The organism is Streptomyces africanus (genome assembly GCF_030816955.1).
GTDB lineage: Bacteria > Actinomycetota > Actinomycetes > Streptomycetales > Streptomycetaceae > Streptomyces > Streptomyces africanus.
In genome coordinates this window covers 615,645-641,255 of record NZ_JAUSYP010000001.1, presented here as the reverse complement: position 1 = coordinate 641,255, position 25,611 = coordinate 615,645, and the positions used below count along the sequence as shown (strand labels likewise).

23 protein-coding genes and 3 pseudogenes are annotated in these 25,611 nt (G+C 72.3%); 16 read left to right on the top strand and 10 right to left on the bottom strand.

The window, feature by feature from the left end; all coding sequences use genetic code 11:
- Position 1: 1 nt before the first annotated feature.
- Both QF034_RS03265 and QF034_RS03260 read right to left on the bottom strand, forming a co-directional pair.
- Positions 2-643 (bottom strand): ABC transporter permease, encoded by a 642-nt coding sequence (locus tag QF034_RS03265; RefSeq protein WP_307173460.1) that lies wholly within the window; start codon positions 641-643, stop codon positions 2-4.
- Positions 640-1,707, bottom strand: a pseudogene (locus tag QF034_RS03260) (ABC transporter ATP-binding protein). The gene QF034_RS03265 and the pseudogene QF034_RS03260 overlap by 4 nt, the downstream one beginning before the upstream one ends.
- Positions 1,708-1,848: 141 nt before the next feature.
- Between QF034_RS03260 and QF034_RS03255 the strand changes: the two are divergent.
- The gene (locus tag QF034_RS03255; protein ID WP_307173459.1) at positions 1,849-3,411 is read left to right on the top strand and encodes an aromatic amino acid ammonia-lyase; all 1,563 of its coding nucleotides are present in this window, start codon (positions 1,849-1,851) and stop codon (positions 3,409-3,411) included.
- Positions 3,412-3,440: 29 nt separating this feature from the next.
- Here QF034_RS03255 and QF034_RS03250 read toward each other — a convergent pair whose 3' ends face one another.
- Positions 3,441-4,049: a GOLPH3/VPS74 family protein gene (locus QF034_RS03250; protein ID WP_307173458.1), complete on the bottom strand. Its 609-nt coding sequence runs from the start codon at positions 4,047-4,049 to the stop codon at positions 3,441-3,443.
- Between the two features lie 162 nt (positions 4,050-4,211).
- Here QF034_RS03250 and QF034_RS03245 point away from each other — a divergent pair, with 162 nt between their 5' ends.
- The 3 genes and pseudogenes from QF034_RS03245 (at position 4,212) to QF034_RS03235 (ending at position 5,732) form a co-directional block, all read left to right on the top strand.
- Positions 4,212-4,826, top strand: coding sequence for a dihydrofolate reductase family protein (locus tag QF034_RS03245; protein ID WP_307173457.1), 615 nt, complete (start codon positions 4,212-4,214; stop codon positions 4,824-4,826).
- Between the two features lie 343 nt (positions 4,827-5,169).
- Positions 5,170-5,328: pseudogene (locus tag QF034_RS03240) on the top strand (amidohydrolase); the annotation flags it as partial.
- Entirely contained in the window at positions 5,289-5,732 is a 444-nt protein-coding gene (locus QF034_RS03235) for an amidohydrolase family protein (RefSeq protein WP_307179786.1), read from the top strand. The pseudogene QF034_RS03240 and the gene QF034_RS03235, both read left to right, overlap by 40 nt.
- Here the strand turns inward: QF034_RS03235 and QF034_RS03230 are convergent.
- A pseudogene (locus QF034_RS03230) lies at positions 5,710-6,093 on the bottom strand (MSCRAMM family protein); the annotation flags it as partial. The gene QF034_RS03235 and the pseudogene QF034_RS03230 sit on opposite strands and share 23 nt — an antisense overlap.
- Between QF034_RS03230 and QF034_RS03225 the strand changes: the two are divergent.
- Positions 6,076-6,420: a 2-oxo acid dehydrogenase subunit E2 gene (locus tag QF034_RS03225; RefSeq protein ID WP_307173456.1), complete on the top strand. Its 345-nt coding sequence runs from the start codon at positions 6,076-6,078 to the stop codon at positions 6,418-6,420. The pseudogene QF034_RS03230 and the gene QF034_RS03225 sit on opposite strands and share 18 nt — an antisense overlap.
- On the opposite strand, the gene QF034_RS03220 is transcribed toward QF034_RS03225, so the two are convergent.
- Genes QF034_RS03220 through QF034_RS03195 form a run of 6 tightly spaced genes read right to left on the bottom strand, consistent with a single transcriptional unit; the run spans position 6,410 to position 12,513 of the window.
- The gene (locus tag QF034_RS03220) at positions 6,410-6,832 is read right to left on the bottom strand and encodes a DUF6917 domain-containing protein (RefSeq protein WP_307173455.1); all 423 of its coding nucleotides are present in this window, start codon (positions 6,830-6,832) and stop codon (positions 6,410-6,412) included. The two genes, QF034_RS03225 and QF034_RS03220, sit on opposite strands and share 11 nt — an antisense overlap.
- The gene (locus QF034_RS03215) at positions 6,829-7,776 is read right to left on the bottom strand and encodes a Gfo/Idh/MocA family protein (protein ID WP_307173454.1); all 948 of its coding nucleotides are present in this window, start codon (positions 7,774-7,776) and stop codon (positions 6,829-6,831) included. The genes QF034_RS03220 and QF034_RS03215 overlap by 4 nt, the downstream gene beginning before the upstream one ends.
- The gene (locus tag QF034_RS03210; RefSeq protein WP_307173453.1) at positions 7,773-8,981 is read right to left on the bottom strand and encodes an Ldh family oxidoreductase; all 1,209 of its coding nucleotides are present in this window, start codon (positions 8,979-8,981) and stop codon (positions 7,773-7,775) included. The genes QF034_RS03215 and QF034_RS03210 overlap by 4 nt, the downstream gene beginning before the upstream one ends.
- Positions 8,982-8,998: 17 nt before the next feature.
- Positions 8,999-10,426, bottom strand: a complete 1,428-nt coding sequence (locus tag QF034_RS03205; protein ID WP_307173452.1) for a M20/M25/M40 family metallo-hydrolase — start codon at positions 10,424-10,426, stop codon at positions 8,999-9,001.
- Positions 10,419-11,378 carry a sugar phosphate isomerase/epimerase family protein gene (locus tag QF034_RS03200; protein ID WP_307173451.1) on the bottom strand — a complete coding sequence of 320 codons (960 nt, stop codon included), beginning with the start codon at positions 11,376-11,378 and terminating at the stop codon, positions 10,419-10,421. Before QF034_RS03200 ends, QF034_RS03205 begins: the two co-directional genes overlap by 8 nt.
- Positions 11,368-12,513 carry a Gfo/Idh/MocA family oxidoreductase gene (locus QF034_RS03195; RefSeq protein ID WP_307173450.1) on the bottom strand — a complete coding sequence of 382 codons (1,146 nt, stop codon included), beginning with the start codon at positions 12,511-12,513 and terminating at the stop codon, positions 11,368-11,370. The genes QF034_RS03200 and QF034_RS03195 overlap by 11 nt, the downstream gene beginning before the upstream one ends.
- Positions 12,514-13,097: 584 nt before the next feature.
- Between QF034_RS03195 and QF034_RS03190 the strand changes: the two genes are divergently transcribed.
- The 11 genes from QF034_RS03190 (at position 13,098) to QF034_RS03140 (ending at position 25,559) form a co-directional block, all read left to right on the top strand.
- Positions 13,098-13,637 carry an EF-hand domain-containing protein gene (locus QF034_RS03190; protein ID WP_307173449.1) on the top strand — a complete coding sequence of 180 codons (540 nt, stop codon included), beginning with the start codon at positions 13,098-13,100 and terminating at the stop codon, positions 13,635-13,637.
- Between the two features lie 175 nt (positions 13,638-13,812).
- On the top strand, positions 13,813-14,217 hold the full coding sequence (locus tag QF034_RS03185; RefSeq protein WP_307173448.1) for a hypothetical protein: 405 nt from the start codon (positions 13,813-13,815) through the stop codon (positions 14,215-14,217).
- Positions 14,218-14,320: 103 nt separating this feature from the next.
- A complete protein-coding gene (locus QF034_RS03180; protein ID WP_307173447.1) occupies positions 14,321-14,851 on the top strand; it encodes an EF-hand domain-containing protein in 531 nt (176 codons plus the stop codon).
- 106 nt (positions 14,852-14,957) lie between these two features.
- Positions 14,958-16,184, top strand: a complete 1,227-nt coding sequence (locus tag QF034_RS03175; RefSeq protein WP_307173446.1) for a DegT/DnrJ/EryC1/StrS family aminotransferase — start codon at positions 14,958-14,960, stop codon at positions 16,182-16,184.
- Positions 16,181-17,305 carry a DegT/DnrJ/EryC1/StrS family aminotransferase gene (locus QF034_RS03170; protein ID WP_307173445.1) on the top strand — a complete coding sequence of 375 codons (1,125 nt, stop codon included), beginning with the start codon at positions 16,181-16,183 and terminating at the stop codon, positions 17,303-17,305. The genes QF034_RS03175 and QF034_RS03170 overlap by 4 nt, the downstream gene beginning before the upstream one ends.
- Before the next feature lie 27 nt (positions 17,306-17,332).
- Positions 17,333-18,310: a UbiA family prenyltransferase gene (locus QF034_RS03165; RefSeq protein ID WP_307173444.1), complete on the top strand. Its 978-nt coding sequence runs from the start codon at positions 17,333-17,335 to the stop codon at positions 18,308-18,310.
- Positions 18,307-19,686 carry a protoporphyrinogen/coproporphyrinogen oxidase gene (locus QF034_RS03160; protein WP_307173443.1) on the top strand — a complete coding sequence of 460 codons (1,380 nt, stop codon included), beginning with the start codon at positions 18,307-18,309 and terminating at the stop codon, positions 19,684-19,686. Before QF034_RS03165 ends, QF034_RS03160 begins: the two co-directional genes overlap by 4 nt.
- Positions 19,683-21,449, top strand: a complete 1,767-nt coding sequence (locus tag QF034_RS03155; RefSeq protein WP_307173442.1) for an AMP-binding protein — start codon at positions 19,683-19,685, stop codon at positions 21,447-21,449. Before QF034_RS03160 ends, QF034_RS03155 begins: the two co-directional genes overlap by 4 nt.
- A complete protein-coding gene (locus QF034_RS03150; protein ID WP_307173441.1) occupies positions 21,347-22,198 on the top strand; it encodes a methyltransferase domain-containing protein in 852 nt (283 codons plus the stop codon). Before QF034_RS03155 ends, QF034_RS03150 begins: the two co-directional genes overlap by 103 nt.
- The gene (locus QF034_RS03145) at positions 22,195-23,940 is read left to right on the top strand and encodes a CoA transferase (RefSeq protein ID WP_307173440.1); all 1,746 of its coding nucleotides are present in this window, start codon (positions 22,195-22,197) and stop codon (positions 23,938-23,940) included. The genes QF034_RS03150 and QF034_RS03145 overlap by 4 nt, the downstream gene beginning before the upstream one ends.
- On the top strand, positions 23,937-25,559 hold the full coding sequence (locus QF034_RS03140) for a class I adenylate-forming enzyme family protein (RefSeq protein WP_307173439.1): 1,623 nt from the start codon (positions 23,937-23,939) through the stop codon (positions 25,557-25,559). Before QF034_RS03145 ends, QF034_RS03140 begins: the two co-directional genes overlap by 4 nt.
- The last annotated feature ends 52 nt before the right edge of the window (positions 25,560-25,611 follow it).

The following is a 25,611-nucleotide window of genomic DNA, read 5'->3' as shown; positions in this document are numbered from 1 at the left end:
GTCAGGCTCGCCGCCTCCGCCACGGGGTCAGGACGTACTGGACGGCGACCAGGGCCGCGTCCGCGATCACGGCCAGGAGGATCGTGAGGACCACTCCCGCGATCACCGGCGTCGGGAAGTTGCGCTGGAAGCCGTCGGTGAAGAGCTGGCCGAGGCCGCCGTCGCCGATGTAGGTCGCGACCGAGACGAGGGAGATCGACATGACCGTCGCGATGCGGACACCCGCCATGATCACGGGGAGCGCCAGCGGGAACTCGACGGTGAGGAGCGTGCGCAGGGGGCGCGTGCCCATGGCCTTCGCCGCCTCCTTCGTCTTCGCGGGGACCGAGTCGAGGCCCTCCACGGTGTTCCGGAGCAGCACGACCAGCGTGTAGATGGTCAGGCCGATCACGGTGGTGGTGCGGGTGAGGCCGCTGACCGGCAGCAGGAGCACGAAGATCGCGATCGACGGGATCGTGAACAGGATGTTCGAGATGCCGAGCAGGAAGCCGCGCAGGGGGCGGATCCGGTGGGCGACGACGGCCAGGGGAAGCGAGATCAGGACGCCGAAGAGGACGGCGGACAGGGCGGCCTGGAGGTGGGAGACCGTGAGGGTGGTGAGGTCGTCGGTGTGGTCGCCGATCCACGACCAGTCGATCGTCATGCGGCCACCCGGGCTTCCGTGTGGGCCTGCCCCGCGTGCTGGTGGATGTCGTCACGGGACGAGACGCCGGTGAGGACGCCGGCGGCGTCGACGCGGGCTATCAGGCCGGGTGGGGGAGGCGATGCACTCGTCGAGGGCCGACAGCAGGGAGTCGTCGTCCCCCAGCGGCCGTACGGGGAGTTCGGCATCGCCCGAGGCCCAGTGCAGGGGCTTGTTCGCCGCGTCGAGTACGAGGGTCCAGGGGCCGCCTTCCGGGGCCGGGCCCTGCGGGACCGCCGCGAGGGTCTTCAGCGAGAGCAGCTTCAGACCGCGCTCGGCGCCGAGGAAGTCGGCCACGAAGTCGTCGGCGGGACGGGCCAGGAGCTCGGTGGGTGAGGCGCACTGGACCAGGTGACCACCGGTACGGAAGATCGCGATCTGGTCGCCCAGCCGTACGGCCTCGTCGATGTCGTGGGTGACGAAGACGATGGTCTTGCTCAACTCCTTCTGGAGCCGGAGGAGTTCGTCCTGGAGCTGGGCGCGCACGACCGGGTCTACCGCGCCGAAGGGCTCGTCCATGAGGAGCACCGGCGGGTCGGCGGCGAGCGCGCGGGCCACGCCGACGCTCCCCCAGTGCCTTAATGGCCTGGGGGGACCCCCAGCTGCTGGCCGCCGGAGAGCTGGTGCGGGTAGCGCTTGCCGGCCTCGGCCGACAGGCCCACGGTCTCCAGCAGTTCGGCCGCGCGGGCCCGGGCCTTCCTGCGGCCGTGGCCCAGGAGCAGCGGCACGGTGGCGACGTTGTCGAGCACCGTGCGGTGGGGGAAGAGGCCGGCCTGCTGGATGACGTATCCGATGGAGCGGCGCAGTTCGGCGGCGTCCTGCCGGGTGACGTCCTTGCCGCCGACGCGGATGGTGCCTGAGGTCGGCTCGACCATCCGGTTGATCATGCGCAGGGTGGTCGTCTTGCCGCAACCGGAAGATCCGACGAGGACGGTCACGCCGCCTTCCGTCATGTCGAGGGTGAGGTCGTGGACTGCTGTCGTGCCGTTGGGGAAGCGCTTGTGGACCGCGTCGAACTGGATCATGAGATGTCCCTTGCCCGGCTGTATAACGTCATGCAGAGTTCTCGGTACGTGAATAGGTTGTCAACGGTTCGGCGTTAATCCGACGTAACGGCTGACCGCCAGACAAGATCAGATGTCCACCTTGAGGGGAGTTTGGGCGCGATGTCGTCTCAGATCGTGGACGCCGCCGGTGCTGTGTCGTCCGGGCATACCGGCCCAGTGGTCCTCGACGGGATCGGACTCCGGGTCGAGGACGTCGTGCGCCTCGCCGACGGGAGGGCGCGGCCGGTGCTCAGGGCCGACGCGATGAAGCGGGTGGCGGAGTCCTGGGACGCCGCCCGGCAGATCGCCGCGACCGGACGCGTCTACGGCCGCTCCACCGGCGTCGGTGCCAACCGGAACGAGGACGTGCCCACCGAGGCGGCCGCCGAGCACGGCCTCCGGCTGCTGCGCAGCCACGCCGGCGCCATCGGGGAGGAACTGCCGGCCCGCGAGGTCCGCGCGCTGCTCGCCGTCCGCGCCAACCAGTTGCTGGCCGGGGGTGCGGGGCTGCGGCCGACCATGGTCACCGCGCTGTGCGAGGCGCTGGAGAGCGGGGCGTATCCGGTCGTCAACGAGTTCGGATCGGTGGGCACCGGGGACATCGCGGCGCTGGCCCAGGTGGGACTGGCGCTGGCGGGAGAGCATCCGTGGCGGGAAGCGGGTTCCTCGGGCGCGGGCGGCGCTTCCGGAGAGCCGCGAGGGGTGGCCGGTGCCCCCGAGCCCCAGCACCTCGACAACAACGACGCCCTCGCCTTCATCAGCAGCAACGCCCTCACACTCGGTCAGGCCGCGCTCGCCCTGCACGAGTTGCGGGGGCTGCTGGAGGCCACGCAGGTCGTCGGCGCGCTGTCGGTGCTGGCGGTGGATGGGGCACAGGAGGCGTACGCCGCTCCCGTGCACACCGCCCGACCGCACCGAGGCTCCGTCGAAGTCGCCCGGCGGATGCGGGAGTTGCTCGGTGCCGCCGACCGGCCCACCCCGCCGCTCGGGCGGCTCCAGGACCCGTACGGCTTCCGCTGTCTCCCCCAGATCCACGGCCCCGCCCATGATGCGGCCGACGCCCTCGAAGAGGTCGTCGCGATCGAGATCAACGCGGCCGCCGAGAACCCGCTGATCACCCCCGAGGACATGGCGGCCTACCACCACGGCGGCTTCTACCAGGCCCAACTCGCCCTCGCCCTGGACCACTTCAGGCTGGCCCTCACCCAGGTGGCCCGGCTGTCGACGTCACGGCTCTCCACCCTCAACGAGCCCGTCTACACCCGCCTGCGCCCCTTCCTCGCCGACCACGAACCCGCCTCCTCCGGCGTCATGATCCTGGAGTACGCCGCCGGCGCCGCCCTCGGCGAACTGCGGGCCTTCTCGGCGCCGGCCTCGCTCGGCCACGCCGTACTCTCCCGAGGCGTCGAGGAACAGGCCAGCTTCGCCTCGCTCGCAGCACGTCAGACGCTGCGCGCGTGCGGTGCGTACCGTCTGGTCGTCGGCTGCGAACTCGTCGCCGCCGTACGGGCACTGCGCCAGCGCGAGTTCCGCCCCGATCCGGACCTTCCCGTGGGCCGCGCGCTGGAACTCGCCCTGTCGGTGCTCAACGAGGACCAGGCCGACCGGCCGCTCACGGACGACGTGACGGCGGCGGCCGCCCTGCTCGACCGGTTCACGGACATCTGGAGGAGGGGCGGGTGATGGTGCGTGCGGCTTTTGCGGCTCGCCTTCTAATCGCCCCGCCAGATGTTGTCGAAGGCCGCCTCGTCGATGGCTCGCCGTTGCCGTTCGGCCTCCAGATCCCTGACCGCGTCCTGGACGGCGGCGAGCACTGTCGCCACGGCCTCGTCGGCCACGCTCGGTGACTCTTCAGTCAGCTCGTCGCCGGTCCCGGCGGCTGTCGCGAGGGCGGCGAGGACGGGCTCACCCGACGCATATCGGCTCGCCGCGTGGCGGCGTTCGGGCGAATCGACCAGCACCGTGTGAGGGGGCTGGAAGATCATCCAACGGTGGTGGCGACGACGGCTGAGCTGCCCTTCTGCTTCAAGGGCGGCCAGATAGGCCTCGGACAGGTCGCGGCCCCTGCGCCACAGCCAGGCGTCGACCGAGTCGTACGGCGCTTGCCGCGCGAGCGACGAGGCAGCCTCGTCCAGCATCCGATCAGCCATGGAACGCCGGTCACTCGGCACGATGCGGTCACCGGCCAGTGTGACGGCCTGGGCATTCAGGAGGTCGATCAGCTCGGCTCCCGCGAGCGCGAGGGACAGATCGCCTCGTTCCAGCGCGCGAGTGGCCGCCAGATCCATGGTAGTGATCAAAAGGTCCCGTGGCGTGGTCATGAGCGGCTCCACCTCACCTCAAGGAGCTGGAGGCGAGCGACGCGGTGCGCCGGATGTACCTCGGCTCGCCGGCAGCACTCCCGTACGAGCCTACGGAGCGAGGACGACGGCCGCACCCCAAGCGTGCGATGAGTCCGGGCGGCGGATCGGGTCTGTCCTTGTATGACTCGAATCATCGCTGACATCTCGGTCTCTCTCGACGGTTTCGTCACCGGGCCGGACCCCGGCCCGGACAACGGTCTGGGCACCGGCGGCGAGGCCCTGCACACCTGGGCGTTCTCCGACGACCCCGACGACCGCCGGTATCTGCGCGAGGGGACTGCCCGTTCGGGCGCCGTAGTCCTCGGCCGCCGCCTCTTCGACGTGGTCGACGGGCCGGACGGCTGGGACGACACCACCGGCTACGGCGCCGGCGAGGTCGGCAAGCCCGCGTTCGTCGTCGTGACCAGCTCGCCACCGGAGTCGGTGCGGCTCACCGGCCTCGACTGGACGTTCGTCACCACCGGTCTGCCCGACGCCGTCACCGCCGCGCGTGAGCGCGCCGAGGCGGCGTCCGCGCACAGCGGCAAGGACCTCGACGTCGTCCTCATGGGCGGCGGCGCCACGATCGGCTCGGCGCTCGACGCCGGGCTGGTCGACGTGCTGACGCTGCACCTCGCCCCCGTCGTGCTCGGCGCCGGGACACCACTGTTCACCGGCGGAGCGCCACGCACGCTCGTGCAGCGGAGCGTGACCTCGACATCGACGGCGACGCACCTGACCTATGACGTCCTCTGACGACATCGTTTCGGTCTCCTGAGCGCTCGGCCGGGCGCTGGCTCGGCAGGGGCCCGGACCTCATGGTCGTGCAAAACGTTTTGGATACCTAGCTTGTGCGCCATGAGCGACAGCAACGCCTCCAGCGACCGGCCGCCTCCTGGTGAGCGGCTGCGATGTGCTGCGGGTCCCGCCGGAGGGCGAGTGCGAGATTCTGCGGGCGCAGGACATTGTCGTGACGGACGGTGTCATCGAGGCGGTACAGCCGACCGGCGCCACCGGTCCGAGCGGCGCGGCGGACGTGATCGACGGGCGCGGCCTGCTGGCCGTTCCCGGCCTGGTCAACGCGCACACGCACAGCCCCATGGTGCTGATGCGCGGCGCGGCCGAGGACGTGACCGTCGAGGGCTGGTTCAACGACCGCGTCCGGCCGATGGAGTCCAACCTCATCCCCGAAGACGTACGGGCCGGGGCCAGGCTCGCCTGCGCGGAGATGATCCGCTCCGGTGTCACCACCTTCGCCGACCACTACTTCTTCCCCGAGCAGATCGCCGGGGCGGTCGCCGAGACCGGCCTGCGGGCCGACATCGCGCCCACGTACTTCAGCAGCCGGGCGAGGCAGCCCTGGAGGAAACGGCGAGGTGCGCGGATGCCTGGCACGGCGGTGCCGACGGCCGGGTCACCGTCTCGCTCGGGCCGCACGCCCCGTACACGGTCGACGACGGCGACCTGCGGACCCTCGCCGGGCACGCCCGGCGGCTCGGCCTGCGCATGCACATCCACGCCGCCGAGCACCTGGAGCAGACCCGGTCCAGCCTGGAGCGGCGCGGCATCACCCCGATCCGCGTGCTGCACGAGACGGGGGTCCTCGACACAGGCGCCCTGATCGCGCACGGCTGCCTCTGTCGCCGCCGTCCAGGTCGGTGAAGGCGTAGCCGCCGTCCTCGCCGGTGGTCGCGGTGGCCACCACGTTGCCGGCCGCGTCGCCGAGCGTGACCCGCGCGTCGTTCAACGGCCTGCCCGCGGCCTGGACCACGCCCTGCACCTGCAGGCCGGGAGAGAGATCGACCTCGGTCCTGGTGACGCCCTGCGCGGCGATCTCGACGGGCAGCGCGATCGGCCGGTGGCCGGACGCGGTCACCGCGAGGGTCAGCCGGCCGGGCACCAGCTCGGTGAAGCCGAAGGTGCCGTCCGTGTCGGTCGGTCCGGCGGCGAGCACGTCGCCGCGCATGTCGGCCGCGACCACCATGGCGCCGACGACCGGCGCCTTGTGGTCGGCCGACCGGACACCGGCCGGTCGGAGATCGTCCGGCTGCCCCATGTGCACCTCGGCTTCGCCGCTCAGACCGATCACGGCCTGGTCGTTCCCGTCGTACGGGACGCCGACCGGCTGCCGCTCGGCGCCCTCGCCGCCGAACTGCGCCGCCTCACCGACCTCGTCCGGCGCGACGCGGTGCCCGCCGGCCACCTCACCGGCGGCACCTTCACCCTCAGCAACTACGGCCCTCTCGGGGTCGACGGTGCCACCCCATCCTCAACCACCCCCAGACGCCCCGCTGCCGCCGAACAACCGCTCCATGAACTCACTGATGCCGCAGCACGACTCACTCCCTGACGACGGCTCGGCCCGGCCCGAACCTGACCTCGGCTTCGGGGGCGAGGCCGAGCTGCAGGCCGGTGAGGCGTTCGGGCGCCGAGATGAGGATGTTGTAGTGGTTCGGGAAATGGCAGGCGTCGAACCCCAGGACCGTCCCCACCATGCTCCCGTCGGCCCACACCTCGTCGCCCCGGTCGATGACGCCGGCGCATCCGACCTCCACGAAGCCCAGGAATCCGACGCGGTCGATCCGGGTGCCGGGGGCGGTCTCCGTGTGGTCGGTGGTCACCAGCTCATGCACCTCCCCACGGCGGACACACCGGCTGGCGAACTCCTCCAGCGCCATCCCCCGGTCGTCACGCCGGTGGATGAGGACCTTCACCAGCCGCCCGTACACGGCGCGCTTGGCGCCGTCCTCCCCGGGTGTCATGGGTGGCGTACCTCCTGTCCGGCACGGTGTCGGCCGAGGCGTTCGCAGGCGTACGTGGCGGCCACCAGCTCCAGGGCGGCCAGACCGTCGGGGCCGTTCGGGCGGCGGCCGGACAGGACCTCGGTGAAGTCCTGCAGCACACCCACGTACTCGTGCCAGAGGGACCCTTTGAACTCCGGATGTCCCGCGAGCATGTCGGCACGGTCGACGGTCCCGTCGGCGAGTCGCACCTCGACCGTCTTGCGCTCGCCGGGGCGGGACCAGTCGAGCACCACCCGGGCTGCCGCCCCGCCGGACAGGGCGGTCAACAGCACCTGCGCCTGCCGGTCGACGCCCCGCGCATCGCGGTGCACGGTGGCCTCGGTCACCCGTACGTCTCCGAGGAACAGGTGAACGAGATCGAACGCGTTGGGTCCGTTGTCGGCGACGCAGCCGCCCCCGCAGCGCTCCGGGTCGAGATACCAGCCGTCCAGGCCGGCGTGTTCCTCGATCGTCTCCTCGTAGCGCACCGTCAGCGACACGATCGGCGCGCCGGAGGCGATGCGCCGGCGGAGCGCGTCGACCTCCCTGTTGTAGCGGCGGTGGAAGGAGGTGAACAGCACGGTGCCGCTCTTTCGGGAGAGCCGCGCGAGGTGGTGGCCGTCGTACGCACGCGTGGCGAGCGGCTTCTCCACGCAGACCGCGCGTCCGGCCGCCAACGCGTCCCTGCACACCGGATAGTGCAGGTCGTTGGGCACGTTGACCACCACGGCGTCCAGGTCCGCGGCCCGCAGCAGCTCACGGTGGTCGCGGTAGCGCGGCACATGTGCCGGTGCGGCGGCGAGCCGGTTCTCGTCGGGGTCGCACACCGCCACCAGCCGTGCGCACGCGGCGCTTTCGAGCGCGGCCAGGTAGAAGCGGGAGATGACACCGAGGCCGATGAGGCCGATGCGGGGAAGTGTCATGCCGGGCTCCCCGCCCCCGTGGGGCGAACGGGTTCCGGGAAGCCGATACCGCTGCTCCGGGCCAGGTCGAGCATCTCCCGGTGCAGGGCCGGCTCCAGCGGGACGCCGTGAGCGCGCCGCTCCCTGGAGCGGGCGTCCTCCGGCCAGCCGGGATAGCGCACGGGTTCGTCCGCCCGGACCGGCGGACAGCCGAGGAGGGCACCGAACACGTCGGCCGCGTCGGCGCGGAACTCCGCCTCGGGCCTGAGACACCCGGGGGCGACGGCCAGCATGAAGAAGCCGATGTCGTCGTCGGGGCCGGCCGGCTCCGCCGTCTCCTCCCGCGGGCCGGTTCCGGCGCCGGGGACGAGTGCGGACAGTACCTCGACCAGCAGACCGAGCCCGAAGCCCTTGTACGCGCCGGTGTCGGGATCACCGCCGAGCCAGCGCAGGTGCGCCTGGCCGCGGTCGAAGGCGGCCGGGTCGGTCACCGGCGCGCCGTCGTCGTCCTGCAGCCAGCCCGCGGGCACGCTCTGCCCGGCGCGTGCGGCGGCCCGGACCCTGCCGGTGGGAGCGACCGTGGTGGCCATGTCCAGGACGAACGGCGGCCGGTCGCCGGCCGGGGCGGCCAGCGCGAGCGGATTTGTGCCCAGCATGGGAACCCGCCCGCCGACCGGGCGGACGATCCGCTGCCGGCCGCAGTTGGCGGTGACCAGGCCCACCATGTGGTGCCGGACCGCGCGCAGGGCGTGGTGGCCCGCGCAGCCGAAGTGGGTGGCTCCCCGCACCGAGACCATGCCGACCCCGTACCGGCGGGCACGCTCGACTGCCAGGTCCATCGCCTCGGCGGCGGCCCACAGCCCGAGCGCCCGGCGGGCGTCGAGGAGCACCGAGGCACCGCGGTCGGCGACGACGCGCGGTTCCGCACGTGGGTCGCAGCGGCCCGAGTCGAGCAGCGGGAGGTAAAGCCGGGTGAGGTTGGTGACGCCGTGACTGGTGAAGCCCGTCAGGTCGCCGTGGCACAGTGCCTCGGCGGCGCTTCCCGCGCGGTCCGCGGGCAGTCCCCTGGCGCTCAGGACCTGCGTCACGAACGCGAGGAGGTCCGGGTACGGCACCCGTACGGCGATGTCGCCGACAGGGCCGCGGTCCTGCGCCGGGACGGGGCACGGTCCGGGACGGTGCCTCGCGGCAACCGGGTCGGTGTCGTCCGCGGAGGGGGTGGACATGGGGGAAACCGTCGAGGTCATCGAGGAGAGATCCTGTCCGCGGCCGCGCCGGGCACGGCAGCTGAGTGAACGTGGGATGGTTCGCCGGCAGCGCCACCGGGCGGACCGTGGCGGACCCGGGCGACGAGAATGCGGGCGATCTCGTCGGCGTACCGGTCCAGGTCGTCCAGGTCGGCGTACTCGTCGGCGGCGTGCGCGTGGTTGGTGTCCAGGTCGCCCGGGCCGAAGACCGCCGTGTAGCCGCCGGGTACGTCCGCCATCCAGATCGCGTCGCAGGTGAAGGCCGGCTCCTCGTCGGGCCAGCGCACCAGGCCCGCATGGCGTTCCAGCAGGTCCTCGGCCCACGGTGCGCGGCCTCGGCCGTCCAGCGCGGGCAGGCCGCGTTTGTACCAGTGCAGGGACGTGATCCGTGCCGCGTCGGCGGCCGTCCTGGCCAGGTCGGGGGCACCGGCGGCCCCGGAGGCGAAGTCGGCGAGTGCCTCGCGCAGCGTCCGCTCCAGCGCGGCCTCGGCGGCGCGGCCGGCCGGCCGCGACCCGTAGGAGATGTTGAGCAGCAGCCGGCCGGTGCCGTAGACCCGGTTGTGCCGTTCGCCGGTGTGCAGGCCGGCCACACACACCCTGCCGTCGCCGATCCGCGGCGGCAGGGCCCGGGCCAGGTAGTGGCTGATGTGCCCGAGCAGCACGGTCGCGTTGTGACCGGCTTCGGGGCGGTCGTCCACGGCGTCCTCGCCGTCGACCCGGACCAAGGCCGTCATGGATGCCGTCGAACGGGGCAGGAAGCGGTGTCCGGTGGGCTCGCAGAACAGGTTCAGCCCGCCGGTGAACCCGTCCTCCACAAGCGGTCTGGTGCCGAACGTGCCCATGGCACCGCCTTCCTCCCCGGCGACGGCCTGGACGAGCACCCCGATCCGGCTGCCCAGGGCCGGCTCGGCCGCGCGGGCGGCCCGGATGCCGGCGAGCAGGGCGACAGCGGGGCCCTTGGCGTCGATCGCTCCCCGGCCGGTGAACCGCCGGCCGTCGAAGCGGGCCGGCCACCAGCCGGCCACCGTGTCCAGATGGACGTTGAACATCACCGTGTCCCGCCGCGGGAGTTCGGGGCCGAGGCGCAGCACCAGACTGGGCTGCCGGGCCAGGAACGTCTCGTCCCGCGCCGCCGCCTCCCGGACCGTGAGCGGCACGTCGTCGCGGCGCAGCGCCGCCGGGCCGGGTGGGGCGTGGCGCAACACCCTCAGACCGATCGCGGCGGCTGCCGCCGCATAGGCCCGTCCGGCTTCCCAAAGGCGCACGGCGGGACCGTCGGGGCCGGTCTCCAGCGGCCCGGCTGTCGGAGTGGCGAGCAGATCGAGCAGCAGGTCGTGATCGGCCGGCGTCAACCGGGCGGGATGCGGCAGAGCCGTGAAAAGCGGCAGGGCCGGGAAGCCGGGCCGGGCCGGAACGTCAGCCATGCCGCCCTCCACCGACGGGAGTCCGGGCCGGCCGGACCTCCCGCCGTACGAGCCGTTCCAGGCACCGCCCGTAGCGGACGAACGCCGCCACACCGTCGGCTCCGGTGGTGTCCTGGCATTGGTGGGGTCGAAGATGCGTGTGCGGTTCGATGGACCAGGCACCGGAGTAACCATGGTCGACGAGGGCGTCGAGGCAGGAGCGCACGCGAGACTCGCCCTCGCCCGGGAGTGTGTACGTGACCTGGCCGTCCGGCCCGGTCCGGGCGTCCTTGACGTGCACGTGAGCGACGTGGTCGATGATCTCGTCCAGCAGCGCGCGGGCGTCGTAGCCGTGAGGCACTCCGTTGCCCATGTCGAACAGCAGCTTCAGCGCGGGACCGCCGGCGCGGTCGAGGAGTTCCCGCATCCGGTCGCCCCGGGTGCCGGCCCAACCGCTGCAGTTCTCGTGCAGCAGTACCAGCCCCTCTTGCTCGGCCTGCCGGACCAACCGGGCCATCCGGTCCAGTGCCCGCCTGCCCCACTCCTCGTCGTCCAGACCGGCGTTGGGGTAGGACATCACGCGGACGAAACGAGTGCCCAGGGCGGCGCAGCGCGGGGCCAGCCGCCCCAGCTCCCGCACATCGTCCTCGAAGCGCCCGGTGATCGGGCGGCTCCAGTCGGCGATCCGGGAATCGACGCAGACGACGTCGAGACCGGCTGCCGCGACCCGGTCGGCCAGGGTGGCGAAGGCCCGGTCGTCGAGGTCGGCGAGCGCGACGCCGTCGACGGTGCGCAGCTCGATCGCCCCCCAGCCGAGTCGGCGCAGCGCCTCCAGTTGCCCCGTGAGATCCGCCGCGGCCTCGTCCCCGATGCCCGCGAACCGGATACCGGGGGTCGCCCGTCCGCTCGGGGCGTCCTCGGTCACTGCGCACCGGGATTCCCGGAGATCCGCGTCGGGAACGTCAACGCCCATGCGAGAGGGCCTCCTTGCGGGGGTGGGTGCCGCTGACGGGAGACGTGCCGGCGGCGGGTGACGTGCCGGCTAGGGGAGACATGCCGGCGGCGGCTGACGTGCCGGCGGCGGGTGACGTGCCGCCGACAGGAGATGCGCCGCCGGCGGGAGACCGGGCCGCCAGCCGTTTCGCCTCCGCCAGCAGCTCGACCGTCCGCACGTGCAGGCCGAGGTCACCGCCACCGGCTTCGTCGCCGCCCTCGGCGTAGCCGCGATAGGCATGGGTCAGGCATGCCGTGAGGGAGTCGTCACGGAAGACCTCGCGGGTGGTGTGGCCGTCACGGGTGATCTCCAGCTGTGCGAAGTCGTCGTCCTGGCCGACCGCGTAGTGCCCGACGACGCTTCCGTCCTCCATGCCGAGGACGATCCGCCGCTGACGTACCGGTGCGGACAGGTCGGACAGCACCTCGCTGCGGATCCCGCCCGTGTGCAGCAGTTCGAGGTGCGCACCGCCCATGTCCGGCACCGTCGTCGTTCCCACTCGCAGGTCGGCGCCGCGCGCGCCGCGCACCTGCGCGTCACCCAGCAGGCGCAGGAGGAGACCCACCGCGTGCGGCGCCTCCACGTCGAAGGCGGAGGTGTGACTGCTGGTGCTCAGAGAGCGCCGGAACCGGGGCTTGTGCTGGGTGACGGACACCGAACGCACAGCGCCGGGCCCGCGATCGCCCACCAGCTGGACGAGGCGCCGGGTCAGCGTGCTGTGCAGCCAGGGCGCCACCACGGACAGGCACAGCTGTTGTTCCCGCGCGAGCCGCAGGACACACCGCAGCGTGGCCAGGTCACCGGCCAGCGGCTTCTCCATGAGGATCCGGGAGAACCCGAGCGCGGCCACCTCGCGGAGCACCTCGGCGCGTACGGCGGGGGGAGTGCACAGGTGGACGACGGTCCGCGCCGGGTCGAGAAGGTCGCGCGCCCGGCGCAGAGATGCGGCGATCAGCAGATCCCGCCGCTCGGCGCGGGGGGTGTTGCCGGGATCCACTCCCACGATCGGGTGGTCGGCGAAGGTGCCGGGGACGTGGGACCGGGCACGCGACAGCACTGGCACATGCAACCCCAGGCCCGAGCGGCCCAGGCCGACGATCAACGTGTACAGCAAGGCTCGACCCCTTTGTTCGCGCAGCCTTTTCGGGCGTCGCACACCGGTATGATTTCGGGTGCGAATGCGGCGTGGAGTGCGCCGGGTGCAGGCTGGAAAATGGCATCAAAATTCTTCTGCATACCCATCCCGTCCGTCCCTGAAACCGCACGGCAGTCCTCATGGAATGCGCGGAGAAGGATTGTCACGGCCTCAGCGGATCGTATCCGAAAGTGGCCTGACGTGTGAGGGGGTGCCATTTTTCAGCCCGGCGGGAGGATGGCTGAAATTCACGACGGAGGGGGCTGTGGCATCCAGCCGGACCGGCCGATGCGGCGCAGGCTGGCGACTCCGGCTTCAAGGCCGAACCCGTGGACGAAAACAATCGGCCGTGAGGCGGTGCCCGGCGAGCAGAAAAAATGTTCCTGCGCTCTTTGCGTGCCACTTCTCTCCATTGACAGGCCTGGAAGGCTGCTAGTACCCATGTACCTGGCAGCAAGGCTGAATCACCCTTACGGAATCCGAAAAATCACTTTTTCGGATTCCCGCGTTTCCGGGTGCGAGACGGCGGATTTCTCCGCAGCTTTTCGATGACGAGGAGTGAGATGTCCAACAAGACTGCCCAGGCCGAGCGTCTCCGGCAGCGCTTCGCGCTGTACGACACCAACGGCGACGGGCGCGTCGAGCGCGGCGACCTGGAGGCGGAGGCCCGGCGTATCGTCGAGGCCTTCGGTGAGAAGGAGAACTCCCCCAAGGCGCGGGCGCTGCTGGACGCGTACCCGAAGATGTGGGACTACATGATGGAAGAGGCCGGCCTCGACGCCGGTCAGGCCCTGACGGTCGAGGAGTTCGTCCGGATCGCCGACGCCCAGATGCTGAGTCGGGGCCAGGTCGGCTTCAGCACCGTGCTCCGGCCCAGCATCCGCGCGATGGTCGACCTGTGTGACGTCGACGGCGACGGGGAGGTCGATCCGCAGGAGTTCCGGAAGTGGCTCGGGGCCATCGGCGGTGACCGGATCGACGCGGACGAGGCGTTCCGCCAGGTGGACACCGACAACAGCGGGCGCCTGTCCGTCGACGAACTCGTAGCCGCCGTGGGCAAGTACCACGCGGGCGAGCTCGACGCCCCGCTGCTGGGTGTCTGACGCGCGGACCCACGGCAGGGGCCGCTCCGAACGAGGACCGCTCGGAGCGGGCCCCCGTCCGCGGACACGGACGACGCCCGCAGGCCCCAGGAACGGACTGATGCCCGCTGAGTCACGTGGCACCTGCCGACGGGCCGGGTCCGCGGGGCCGGCGCCGGAAACCGGACGCCTCCTGGTGCGTGCCGCACTGGCGCTGCTGTGCCTGGGGCAGGGGGCGCCCGGCGCCTGGGCTCTGTTCGCGCCCCGATCGTTCCATGACGCCTTTCCTCTCCCCGTTTTCGCGTGGGTGACCAAATTCCCCCCGTACAACGAACACCTCGTGCGTGACGTGGGTGCTCTTTCGCTCGGTCTGACCACAGTTCTGCTGTGGGCCGCTGTTCGTCCCGAGCGCTCTCTGGTGCGGGCGGCGGCCTTCGGCAGTCTCGCCTTCACGGTTCCGCACCTGGTGTTCCACATGGCGCATCTCGCGCGGTTCCAGACCGTGGACGTGGTGGGGCAACTCGTCTCTCAAGTCGCCCCGATCGGCATGGCGGGGATGGTCATTGTGTTGAGTCGGCGACGTATTGGTGCGTGCCTATAAAGGTGCCCCATTTCTTTCCTCTCACTCGTAAGAGTGGATTGGCGAAGCCGGTTCAGGAAAGCATCTGAAGCGCAGGTCCCAAAGAAAAACGAAAGGAAGAAGCGTGAGCACTTCCGTACAGGAACAGCGACTGCGTCGCCGTTTCGACATGTGGGACAAGAACGGCGACGGCACCATCGACCGCAGTGACTGGGAAGGCGAGGTCAAACGCATTCTGCTCTCGTTCGGGGAAAACGAGAGTTCCCCGAAGGGGCGGGCCCTCACCGAGGCCTACCTCGGCATGTGGGACCACATCGCGGTGCAGGCCGAAGTAGGCCGCGACGGCGCACTGGACTTCGAGCGGTTCAAGGCCGTCGCGGCGGCGGAGGTGCTCGGTCGCGGGCAGGACGGCTTCGACCAGGTGCTGCGCCCGACGATCAGCGCGATCGCCGGCCTGTGCGACACCGATGGTGACGGTCAGGTCAGCCCTCAGGAATTCCAGCGCTGGATCGTGGCCATCGGCAGCAACGAGTCCACGGCGGACACGGCGTTCAAGCTGATCGACACCGACGACGACGGTCACCTGTCCGTCGACGAGCTGATCGCGGCCGTACACCGCTACCACTCCGGTGAGCTGGAATTCTCCCTGCTCTGACCCGTCCGGATCCACCGGTACCGCGTCCGGCGCTCCCCGGCCCACGAGGAGCGCCGGCGTCCCCCCGGCCGGGCAGCCCGATCCGCCCCGGCGCCAGAAAGGAAACATGTCCAGCGCATCCCTCGACCCGAGGAACGGCAGGCGTGGCTGGGCGACCGGCACCGCGGACGACCCCTCGGTACCGGTGCCGTTCTTCACCCAGGCCCGGACCTTCGAAGCGCTCTGGCCGGACATCCGGACCCGGCTCGCCGAAGTCTTCGACAACGGCAAGTTCTCGCACGGCCGGCAGGTCGCCCGGTTCGAGGAGTCACTGGCCAGGTGGACCGGCGCACGCTACGCGGTCGGCGTGAACAGCGGCACCGACGCCCTGGTGCTGTTGCTGCGCGCCTGCGGCCTGCAACCGGGCGACGAGGTCATCGTCCCCGCCTTCACCTTCGTGGCGTCGGCCTCCTCCGTCGTGCTGGCAGGCGGCCGCCCGGTCTTCGCCGACATCGACCCCGTCACCTACACGATCGACCCCAAGTCCGCGGCCGACTCGGTCACTCCACGCACCCGCATGATCATGCCCGTCCACCTGTTCTGCCAGATGGCCGACATGGACGCGCTGCTCGACGTCGCGCGCCGGCACCGGCTGACCGTGGTGGAGGACAGCGCCGAGGCCATCGGCATGCGGTGGAACGGCGTCCATGCCGGGCTGCTGGGAGCCGGCGGTGTGCTGTCGTTCTTCCCCACCAAGACACTCGGGGCCATCGGCGACGCCGGGGCGATCCTCACCGACGACCGCCGACTCGCCGAGACCGCGGCGGCGTTGCGCCACCACGGACGCTTCGGCCGGACCCTGGCCCACTTCCCGGGCATCAGCAACGAGACCACCGTCACCGGCGTCAACAGCAAGATGGACGACATCCAGGCGGCCGTCCTGATCGCCAAACTGACCCGGTTGCACGAGGACATCGCGCGCCGGGCCCGGCTCGCCGCCGCCTACACCGAACGGCTCGCCGGCACGCCCGGCGTCCTCCGGCTCCCCACCGTGGTGCCCCGCACCGCGCCGACCGACCCGGTCTTCTACGTCTACCTCATCGAGGCCGAGCGGCGTGACGAACTGGCCGGCCACCTGGCGGAGTACGGCGTGGGCACCGAGACGTACTACCCGGCCCCGCTGCACCTCCAGGAGTGCTTCGCCCATCTCGGCTACCGTCGCGGCGACTTCCCGCACGCCGAGGCGGCCTGCGAGCGCACCCTCGCCCTCCCGCTGTACCCCGACATGAGTGTCGACGACGTCGACACGGTGTGCGGGCTCGTCCGCCGTTTCATGACGAGGAGGCCGGCGTGACGGTTCCGTTCTTCGCCCCGGACCTCTTCGAGGACGACCGGCAGCTGCTCATGGACCTCGTCCACGACATCGGCACGGCACCACAGCAGAAGTTCCTGCTCGGCGAGTGCACCGCCCGTTTCGAGGAGGCCCTGCGCGATTCGCTCGGTGTCGCCGACGTGGTGGCCTGCTCCAGCGGCACGTCCGCGCTGACCCTCGTCCTGCACGCCATGGGCGTCGGACCCGGCGACGAGGTGGTCGTACCGGCCTACGGGTGTGCTCCGCTGGCCAACACCGTGGCAGGGCTGGGGGCGACGCCGGTCTTCGCGGACGTCGACCCGTGGACGATGGTGGCCGACCCCGACGAGGTGGAGCGGGCGATCACCGACCGGACCAGGGCGATCATGCCCGCGCACATGTTCTCGGTGATGGCCGACATGCCCCGCATGAGCGAGATCGCCCGGCGTCACGGCGTGCGCCTCGTCGAGGACTCGGCCGTCGCGCAGGGCGGCATCCTCGACGGCCGCCCCGCCGGGACGTGGGGCGAGGCCGGAGTGTTCTCCTTCGTCCAGGTCAAGACCTTCGGAACGGCCGGCGAGGGCGGCGCCGTCGTCACCATGAACCCCGAACTCGCCCGTACGGTCAGGTCGTTGCGCAACCACGGGCAGAGCGAGCGCTTCGTCTACCCGCGCACCGGCTACAACAGCCGGTTCGACGAAGTGCTCGCCGCCTTCCAGCTCCACCGGCTCCCCGCCTTTCCCGGACTGCTGGAACGCCGGGCCCGCATCGCCGACTACTACACCGACCGCTTCACACCGCTCGCCGAGCGCGGTGTGCTGCCCCCGCCGCCGGGCCGCGACGGCCGGTGCTTCTACGTGTACTCGCTGCTCGCCGAGGAGCGGGACGCACTGCGGCGGTACCTGGCCGAGCGGGGAGTCGAGAGCCACGTCTACTACCCCCTCCCGCTGCCGCACCAGGCCGCGTTCACCCGGTTCGCGCCCGCCGGCCGGAGCTGGCCGCACGCGGAGAGCGCCAGCCGGCGCCAACTGGCCATCCCCGTCCACCCGCGCCTCACCGACGCCCAGGTGGAGCACATCGCGGACACGGTCTGCGCCTACGCCGGGCTGAGCGGCAGCCGCTGACCGAACCCACCTGAAGGAGCGGAGCAGATGACGACCCGCACCGAGGCCGGACCGTACCCGGCCGGAACGGCACGCCCCGAGAGCAAGCTGCGCAGCTATGCCCGGCTGGGCAAACTCGACGTCTACGACTACTACCCGAGCGTCGCCGTGGCACTGTCCGCGGTCCTGCTGCCCGTCTCCGGCCTGCGGCCCGCGACGATCGTGACACTCACCCTGTTCCTCCTCGGCGCGGTCTGCGTCATCGTGGCGATGGTCGCCCTCGACGACGTGACCGGTTGTCGCGACGGCAGCGACGCCGCGAACTACGGTCCGGACGACCCCCTGCGCAACAAGCTGCGCAAGCCGCTCGTGGCGGGGACCCTGACCCTGCGCGAAGCGCTCGGTTTCGGGTACGCCACCGCCGCTGCCGGCGCCGCCCTGTGGGGCGCCGCGGTGGCGAGCGCCCCGCACCGGCCCTTGTGGGCCGTGGTGCTGATCGCGGTGCTGTTCGTGGTCTCCGTCCAGTACTCCTACGGGCTGAAGATCAGCTACCACGGCTTCCAGGAGATCTTCCTCGCCGGGCTGGGCGCCGCCCTGGTGTTGGGCGCGTACGGGCTCGCGGCCGGCCACTTCTCCGGGTTCGTACTGGTGCAAGGGGTGCTCTTCGGCTGCGGACCGCTGCTGTTCGGCGTGTACTCCAACACCAACGACATCCCCGGGGACCGGGCCGTCGGGCGTCGCACCGTGGCGTGCCTGGTGTCGCCGAAGGGCAACGCCCTCTTCATCGGATCGCTCTCCGCGGCGGAGTTCCTGACCGGCGCCGTCGCCTCCGCCGTCGGGATCGCCCCGTGGTGGTTCGTGTTCCTGATGCTGCCCGTCACCGCGCTGCGCGTGCGGCAGTACCGCACCGGCTTCCGTCAGGGAGACATCATGCGCGCCCGCAAGCTCGGTTTCCCCGCGCACCGGGTCAGCACCCTGCTGCTGATCACGGCGAACCTGATCGTCGGCGCGGGGGCCACCGGATGAGCCCTGATCTCGACGTGGCCGTGGTCGGCGCGGGCATGGCCGGACTGACCACCGCGCACGAACTGCGGCGCGCGGGCCTGGAGGTGCGGGTCTACGAACAGCACGAGCACGTCGGTGGCAGGATGCGCAGCTTCCGGCACGCCGGATACACCATCGACGAGGGTGCCGAACAGATCTCGGAGCGGGGCTACCGCGCGACCTGGGAGCTGCTGGCGCGGCTGGGCGTGCCGCGAGGCGACGTGCCGCGCATCGGCAGGTCGGTCGCGGTGTGGCGCGACGGACGGGCCCGCCCCGGCGTGGCGGACCCCGCCGCTGTGCTCACCGGCGCGGGGCTCTCCCCCCGTGCCCGGTTCGACCTCGCCCGGCTCCTGGCCTGGACCGGGGCGCACCGCCGGAGGTTCGACGCCGACCACCCCGAACGGACCCCGGCAGGGGCCCTGACGGTCAGGGAGTTCGCCCGCCGGTACCACAGGGACGTGCACGACTACCTGCTGCAGCCGGTCGCCGGAAGCTTCTTCGGCTGGGACACGGCACGCTCCGCCGTCGCACCGATGCTCAGCCTGCTCCTGGAGGTGGGCCCCGCCGCGGGCTGGCGGACGTACCGCGACGGCATGGACCTGCTCGCCCGGCGGCTCGCCGAGGGGCTCGACGTGGTCACCGGCGCACAGGTGCACGAGGTCGTCACCGAGGAAGGCCGCGCGCGGCTGCGCGTCGGGAACGACAGCGTCACGGCGCGCTCGGTGGTCCTGTGCGTGCCCGCCCCGGTCGCGGCGCGCCTGCACGTCAACGCCCCCGCCGACGAGCTTCCGTTCCTGTCGGCCTGCACCTTCACGCCCACGCTCAAGGTCAGCTGCCTGCTGGACCGGCCGCTCGCACCCCCGTCCCGCACGCCGCTGTACGTCCTGCTGACGCCGGACGCGGAGGACGACGTGCTCTCCGCGATCATCGTGGATCATGCCAAGCACCCGGACCGGGCGCCCGTGGGCAAGGGACTGCTGACCCTGATGGCCGACGCCCGCGGCATCCCCGAACTGCTGACCGCGCCGGAGCGGCAGACGGCCGACCGGCTCGTGCGAGCGGCCACCCGGTACGTCCCCGGTCTGCAGACCGCCGCCGGACGCCATTTCGTGCACGCGTTCCCCCACGGCCTGCCCGAGGCGGCTCCCGAGGCCCTGCGCGGACGAGGCCGGTTCATGGCGCGTGCCGCACGGCCGGTCGAGTACGCCGGTGACTGGGTGATGCTGCGGCCGGCCAGCGAAGGCGCCGTACGCGCGGGCGCCCTCGCGGCCTCGCGCGTCCTCAGCCGGCTGCGGCCGCCGCGGACCCTCGGACGGACACGCCCCGCCACTCTCCCCACCGAGGAGAACGTCTCGTGAAACCCCACGACATGGGCGTCCTGTTCGACGAGTGCGCCGAGCGGCAGCTCGGCACGCGCGTCCACCTGGACCGGCCGTTCGACATCGACGCGGACGCCCGCACCCACCACACGCTGCCCCAACTGGCCACGCTCGTACGGGAGGCGGCCGGCTGGCTGGACGCCGCCGGGGCCGGCCCCGGCGACCGTGTGGCGATCGTCAAGGACAACCACTGGGACTACGATCTGCTGGCCTGCGCCGCCGTGCGCGTCGGCGCGGTCCCCGCGCAGTTGTCCGCGCACCTGTCCGGAAGGACGCTGGGGACACTGCTGGCCCGGCTCGGCCCCGCTCTGCTCGTCACGACGGCACAGGTGCTTCAACGCGGCCGGACCGAAGGCACCGACCTGGCCTCGGCGGCACGGGCCACCCTGGTGCTGGACGGCGCCGTACCGGGGGCGCTGGGCATGGACGACGTACGCGGACACACCGCTCCCGGGCCCCGCCGCCGGCACGACGACGAGCCCCTGGTGATCCACCACACGTCGGGCACGACCGGTGTGCCCAAGCTGGTGGTGCACTCCACCCGGACGATCGTCGGGAAACTGGCGCGGTTCGAGAGCGTGCGGTTGCCTCGGATCGGCCTGCGACGCACCGATGTCCTCGCCAACGCGAGCGCGTTCGCCCACGGCAGGACGTTCTGCTGGACCGCAAGCGCCCTGTGCATGGGCCCCTCCGCGATCTCGATCATCACCACGCAGGACCCGAACCTCGCCGACCCCGTGCTGCGCGCCCATCCGCCGACCGTCCTGGAGGCGCTGCCCGCCTCGCTCGTGCGCCTCCTGCCGCTGACCGAAGGACTGGACAACCCGTTCCGGCGCGTGCGCATGGTCATCAGCACGTACGACGCCGTGCATCCCCCCACCGTCCGTGCCTATCTCGGGGCGAGCCGGCACCGCAGTCCGGTGTGGGTGGAGGGGTGGGGGCAGACCGAGACGGGACCGCTGACCTTCCGCTTTCACACCCGGCGGTCCGTCCGCCGGGCGCCGGACGGGGCCGGAACCCGGAACCTCGGACGTCCGGTGCCCGTCAAGACGCGGCTGCGCGTGGTCGATCCCGACACGCACCGGCCCCTGCCGAGGGGGCAGGCGGGCCTGGTGCTCGCCAGGACCGCCGCCTGTGCTCTGGGCTACGTCGGCGAGGAGGACCGCTGGTCGGCCAAGCGCCACGGCGGCTGGTGGAACACCGGCGACATCGGCGCCCGCAACCGCGACGGCAGCGTCGAGCTGCTCGACCGCGAGGTGGACCGCGCCGCGCGGCTCAGCTGCCTGCGGACCGAGGACCTGTTGGAGGACCGGCTGCCGCAGGCCATGGAGTGCGTCGTCCTCGCCGAGCCGGGCCGGGACCGCTGCCCGTCGTGGTCACCGCCGACGGCGAGGTGGACCGGGCCCGCTGGAAGGAGGCGGTGCGCGACCTGCCGCCGCTGCGCGAACCGGTCGCACTCACCTGGGACGAGGTACCGCGTACCGGCACCGGCAAGGTGCGGCGCAGGGAGCTGCTGCACCGCCTCACCGGACGGGCCGACACCTACGGCTCCGGCCGGTGGACCTGAGACGGACGTGGACCTGAGACGAACGTGGGCCTGCGACGAACGTGGGCCTGCGAGGGGACGACGGGAGACGCCATGCACGACAGCCTGGGCCGGGACCCGGGGTACGTCTTCGACAACGACAGCGTGCACAGCGACGAGTTGCACCGCTGCCTCACCGACGCGTACGACACGATGACCTTCGACCGGCTCGCCGAGACCGGAGTCACCACCGGCTGGCGGTGCCTGGACATCGGCTCCGGGAGCGGAAGCGTGGCACGGTGGCTCGCCGAACGCGTCGCTCCCACCGGCGAGGTCGTGGCCACCGACATCAAACCCCACCACATCCCGGACGGACCGTGCCTGACCGCGGTCGAGCACGACGTGGTGACCGATCCGCTGCCCGAGGCCGCCTTCGACCTCGTCGTCGCCCGTCTCGTCCTCCAGCACCTGCCCGAACGGCTCGCCGTCCTCGGCAGACTGGTGCGCTCCCTCAAGCCCGGAGGGTGGCTGCACATCGAGGAGTTCGACGCCTCCTACGAACCGCCCCTCCTCACCCCGGACGAGGAATCCGCCCGCCTCTACACGGCCTTCCTCGACGCCAAGTGCGCCGTCATGCGGGCCGGTGGGGGAGACCCCCACTGGGCCCGGAACGCGCCGGCCGCCATGCGTGCCGCGGGGCTCGTCGACATCGCCCCGCGGCCCCGCATCGAGCTGCGCACCGCGGGGTCGCCGGGCCTGCGCATGCAGCTCAACCACACATACCACCTGCGGGACGAACTCCTGGCCGCTGGCATGACCGAGGCGCAACTGGCGGACGTACGGGCGCTGATGCGGGACCCGTCGTTCTGCGCGGCGTCCAGCGTCGTCTACTCGGTACACGGCCGGCGCCCGCACGCGGAGGAGCAGGCCGACGGCCTGCGGCCACGCCCGGAGGACGCCCGATGAGGCTCTGCGTGCCGCGCGCCGGAGATCCGGCCACGGCCACGGCGCCGGTAGCCGTCGAGGTCGCGGCACACCTCCTCGGCCTGGTGGGCGACCCCGCCACCGCCACCGTCGCCTGGGACATCGACTGGCAGGGCCCGCTCTCCGTCCCCCTGACCGACGAACATGCCGTGCAGGCCGCCTGCGGAATCATGCACGTGCACGGCCGGGCGGCCGGACGCCCGGCCCCGCTCGCCGTCGACTACGCCTCCACCGTGGCGGGCGTCCTCGCGGCCCAGGGAGTCTGCGCGGCACTCCTCGCGCGGGCCGGCGGCGCCGACGTGACGCGGGTACGGACGTCGGTCGGTCAGGCCGCGCTGCTGGCCCTCGCCCAGTACCTCGCGGCGGCGACGGCCGACGGCGACGACCCGGAGGGCTGCCCGCCGTCGCGTGCCGACGCGGGGCAAGAACTCGTGCCCGCCGCTTGCTCGTTCGTGTCCGCCGACGGCGTGTGCTTCGAACTCGAAGCCCTCGACGCCGAGCGATGGCTGGACTTCTGGCGGTTGCTCGGCGTGGACCGTGCCGACACCGGTCGTGGATGGCGGTCGTTCCAGCAACGGTTCGCCACCGCCACCTGCGCGCTGCCTCCCGTGCTGTCCGCGACCGTGCGGCGTGCCTCGTTCACGGCCGTCCGGTCGGCGGCGGACCGGGCGGGCGCCACCGTGCTGCCCGTACGGCAAGACCCCCTGCCGCCCACGGTGACGCCGCCGTGGACCCTCACACCGTTTCCCGAGCCGGGCGGCACCACGATCGACAGGGACGGTACGGCCGCGGCGCCCCTGGAGGGACTGCGGGTCGTCGAGTCGGCGCGACGCGTCCAGGGGCCCCTGGCCGGCCACGTCCTGCGGCTCCTGGGCGCCGACGTCGTACGGATCGAACCGCCGGGCGGTGACCCGATGCGCGGCGTCCCCCCGATGGCGGGCACGACGTCGGCCCGCTTCAGCGCCCTCAACGCGGGCAAAGCCGTCACGGAGATCGACTTCACCACCGACGCCGGACGGCGGGCCGTCCGTGACCTCGTGTCCGAGGCCGACGTCTTCCTGCACAACTGGGCGCCGGGCAAGGCCGTCCGGCTCGGACTGGACGCCGACGACCTGCGTGCGGCGCGCCCCGGGCTGGTGTACGCGTGGGCATCCGGCTGGGGTGACGCCCTGGGGCCGGAACCACCCGTGGGGACCGACTACCTGGTCCAGGCGCACAGCGGCCTCGCCGCCGCCGTGCGGCCCGCGGACGAGCCGCCCGCGCCCTCCCTGATGACGCTCACCGACGTCCTCGGCGGGCTGGTCTGCGCGCAGGGCGTACTGGCGGCACTGCTGACGCGGCTGCATACCGGAAGAGGCGCTCGCGTGGACTCCTCCCTGTTCTCCGCCGCCGTCCTCGTTCCCCGAGGACCGGGACGGCCCGCGGCGACCGGCCGCCCGTTGCACACGCGGGACGGCTACATCGCGCTGGGACCCCGGGCCCGCCAGCGACCGGAGCGCCTCGCGCCGGCGCTCGGCCTCGCCGCCTCGGCGAGCGCGGACGCGATCGCCTCCCGGGCCCGGACCCGGCCCACCGCCCACTGGCTGCCCAGGCTGGCGGCAGCGGGCGTGGCCGTCACGCCGGTGTGCACCAGCCTCGCGGACCTGGCCCGCGACCCGCGGTTCGCTCCGGCGCTGACCGTCGGGGAGTACGCGGCCCCCCTCGCACCCTGGGAGTTCTCATGAGGGCCGAATGGACATCGAACGCCGGCGTCGAGATCCGTGACCTGGTGCCGGCCCCGGTGCGGCGCGCCTGGTCCGAACAGGGCCACTGCCCCGACCGTGACCTGTACACGCTGTTCTCCGGGCACGTACGGCGTCACCCCGGCCGTCCGGCCGTCATCGACTCGGCGGGCACGGCGGACTACGCCGAACTCGACTGCCGGGTACGGCACATCGCCGCCCGGCTCGCCGAACGCGGCCTGGGTCAACGGGACATCGTCGCCGTACGGATGCCGAACGGGCGCGACGCGGTCGCCGCGGAACTCGCGGTCGCCGCGATCGGAGCGGTGGCACTGCCCTATCCGCCGGGGCCCGGCAGCCGGGGACCGGCGAGCCTGCTCGCCCGCGCCCGAGCCCGCGCGGTCATCGTCACCCATCCCTCCGACGCGGTGGCACACGCTCACCTTCCCCACCTCGAAACGGTGTTCACCTTCGGTGAGGGCCATGGGACCGCGCAGTCACTCGCGGCGCCGGCGCGGCGGCCCTTCGTTCCGCGCCCCGTCGACCCCGAGGCACCCGCCCGCATCCTCGTCTCGTCCGGCTCCGAGGCCGAACCCAAGATGGTCGCCTACTCCCACAACGCGATGGCCGGCGGCCGCGCCACCTACGTCCGCGCCCTGCACACCGGGGACGGCCCGATGCGCAACCTCGTACTCGTCCCGCTGGCCTCCTCCTTCGGCTCCTGCGGCACCTCCGTCACCCTCGCCGCACTCGGCGGCACGCTGCTGGTACAGGAGTCCTTCGACGCGGCCGAGGCCCTCCGCATGCTCGTCGAGCACCGTCCCACGCACGTCTTCGGTGTGCCCACGATGCTGCACCGCATCGCCGAGCAACCCCCCGCCCCCAGCGAGGACTTCACCGGCCTCCAGGCCGTCGTGTCCAGCGGAGCGGCCCTCCCGGACGCCACCGCCGCCGCGTGCCGCGCCCGGTTCGGCCGCCGTGTCATCACCGTCTACGGATCATCCGACGGCGTGAACTGCCACACCGCCGCCACCGGGCTCGGCCCCGAGACGGGCACCGGACGTCCCGACCCGGCCGTGGCGCGGATCCGCATCACCGACGACACCGGTGCTCCCGTGCCGGCCGGGCAGCCCGGTGAGATCTGTGCCAGAGGTCCCATGACACCGCTGTGCTACGTCGCCGATCCCGCACTGGACGCCCGGTACCGCACTCCGACCGGCTGGGTGCGCACCGGCGACCGCGGGTTCCTGGACGAACACGGCAGGCTCCACGTCCTGGGCCGCATCAAGCAGATCGTCGTACGTGGCGGCTACAACATCAGCCCGGCGGAGGTGGAACGCGAACTCGCCGCGCATGCCGCCGTGGCCGAGGTGGCCTGCGTCGGTGTGCCCGATCCGGACCTGGGGGAGCGTCTGTGCGCGTGCATCCGCGAGAGGCCGGGCGCGCCCGTACCCGACCTGAGCGAACTCGCCGTCTTCCTGGAGTCCCAGCGCGGCCTCGAACGCCGCAAGCTCCCCGAACTCCTGTTGCGCGTCGGGGAGATGCCCCTCGGGCCCACCGGGAAGATCTGCCGCAGCACCCTCGCGCTCCTGGCCGCCCGTGAGACCTCCGCCACCCGCTGACCGCCCACGACCGCAGGGCGGAGCGGCGGGCCCCGGCCCTGCCTGACGACCC

Excerpts from the sequence above, each read along its gene's own strand:
- QF034_RS03265 (WP_307173460.1), bottom strand. The coding sequence starts at position 643 with ATGACGATCGACTGGTCGTGGATCGGCGACCACACCGACGACCTCACC.
- QF034_RS03255 (WP_307173459.1), top strand. The coding sequence starts at position 1,849 with ATGTCGTCTCAGATCGTGGACGCCGCCGGTGCTGTGTCGTCCGGGCAT.
- QF034_RS03250 (WP_307173458.1), bottom strand. The coding sequence starts at position 4,049 with ATGACCACGCCACGGGACCTTTTGATCACTACCATGGATCTGGCGGCC.
- QF034_RS03245 (WP_307173457.1), top strand. The coding sequence starts at position 4,212 with ATGACTCGAATCATCGCTGACATCTCGGTCTCTCTCGACGGTTTCGTC.
- QF034_RS03220 (WP_307173455.1), bottom strand. The coding sequence starts at position 6,832 with ATGACACCCGGGGAGGACGGCGCCAAGCGCGCCGTGTACGGGCGGCTG.
- QF034_RS03215 (WP_307173454.1), bottom strand. The coding sequence starts at position 7,776 with ATGACACTTCCCCGCATCGGCCTCATCGGCCTCGGTGTCATCTCCCGC.
- QF034_RS03210 (WP_307173453.1), bottom strand. The coding sequence starts at position 8,981 with ATGTCCACCCCCTCCGCGGACGACACCGACCCGGTTGCCGCGAGGCAC.
- QF034_RS03205 (WP_307173452.1), bottom strand. The coding sequence starts at position 10,426 with ATGGCTGACGTTCCGGCCCGGCCCGGCTTCCCGGCCCTGCCGCTTTTC.
- QF034_RS03200 (WP_307173451.1), bottom strand. The coding sequence starts at position 11,378 with ATGGGCGTTGACGTTCCCGACGCGGATCTCCGGGAATCCCGGTGCGCA.
- QF034_RS03190 (WP_307173449.1), top strand. The coding sequence starts at position 13,098 with ATGTCCAACAAGACTGCCCAGGCCGAGCGTCTCCGGCAGCGCTTCGCG.
- QF034_RS03175 (WP_307173446.1), top strand. The coding sequence starts at position 14,958 with ATGTCCAGCGCATCCCTCGACCCGAGGAACGGCAGGCGTGGCTGGGCG.
- QF034_RS03165 (WP_307173444.1), top strand. The coding sequence starts at position 17,333 with ATGACGACCCGCACCGAGGCCGGACCGTACCCGGCCGGAACGGCACGC.
- QF034_RS03160 (WP_307173443.1), top strand. The coding sequence starts at position 18,307 with ATGAGCCCTGATCTCGACGTGGCCGTGGTCGGCGCGGGCATGGCCGGA.
- QF034_RS03150 (WP_307173441.1), top strand. The coding sequence starts at position 21,347 with ATGCACGACAGCCTGGGCCGGGACCCGGGGTACGTCTTCGACAACGAC.
- QF034_RS03145 (WP_307173440.1), top strand. The coding sequence starts at position 22,195 with ATGAGGCTCTGCGTGCCGCGCGCCGGAGATCCGGCCACGGCCACGGCG.
- QF034_RS03140 (WP_307173439.1), top strand. The coding sequence starts at position 23,937 with ATGAGGGCCGAATGGACATCGAACGCCGGCGTCGAGATCCGTGACCTG.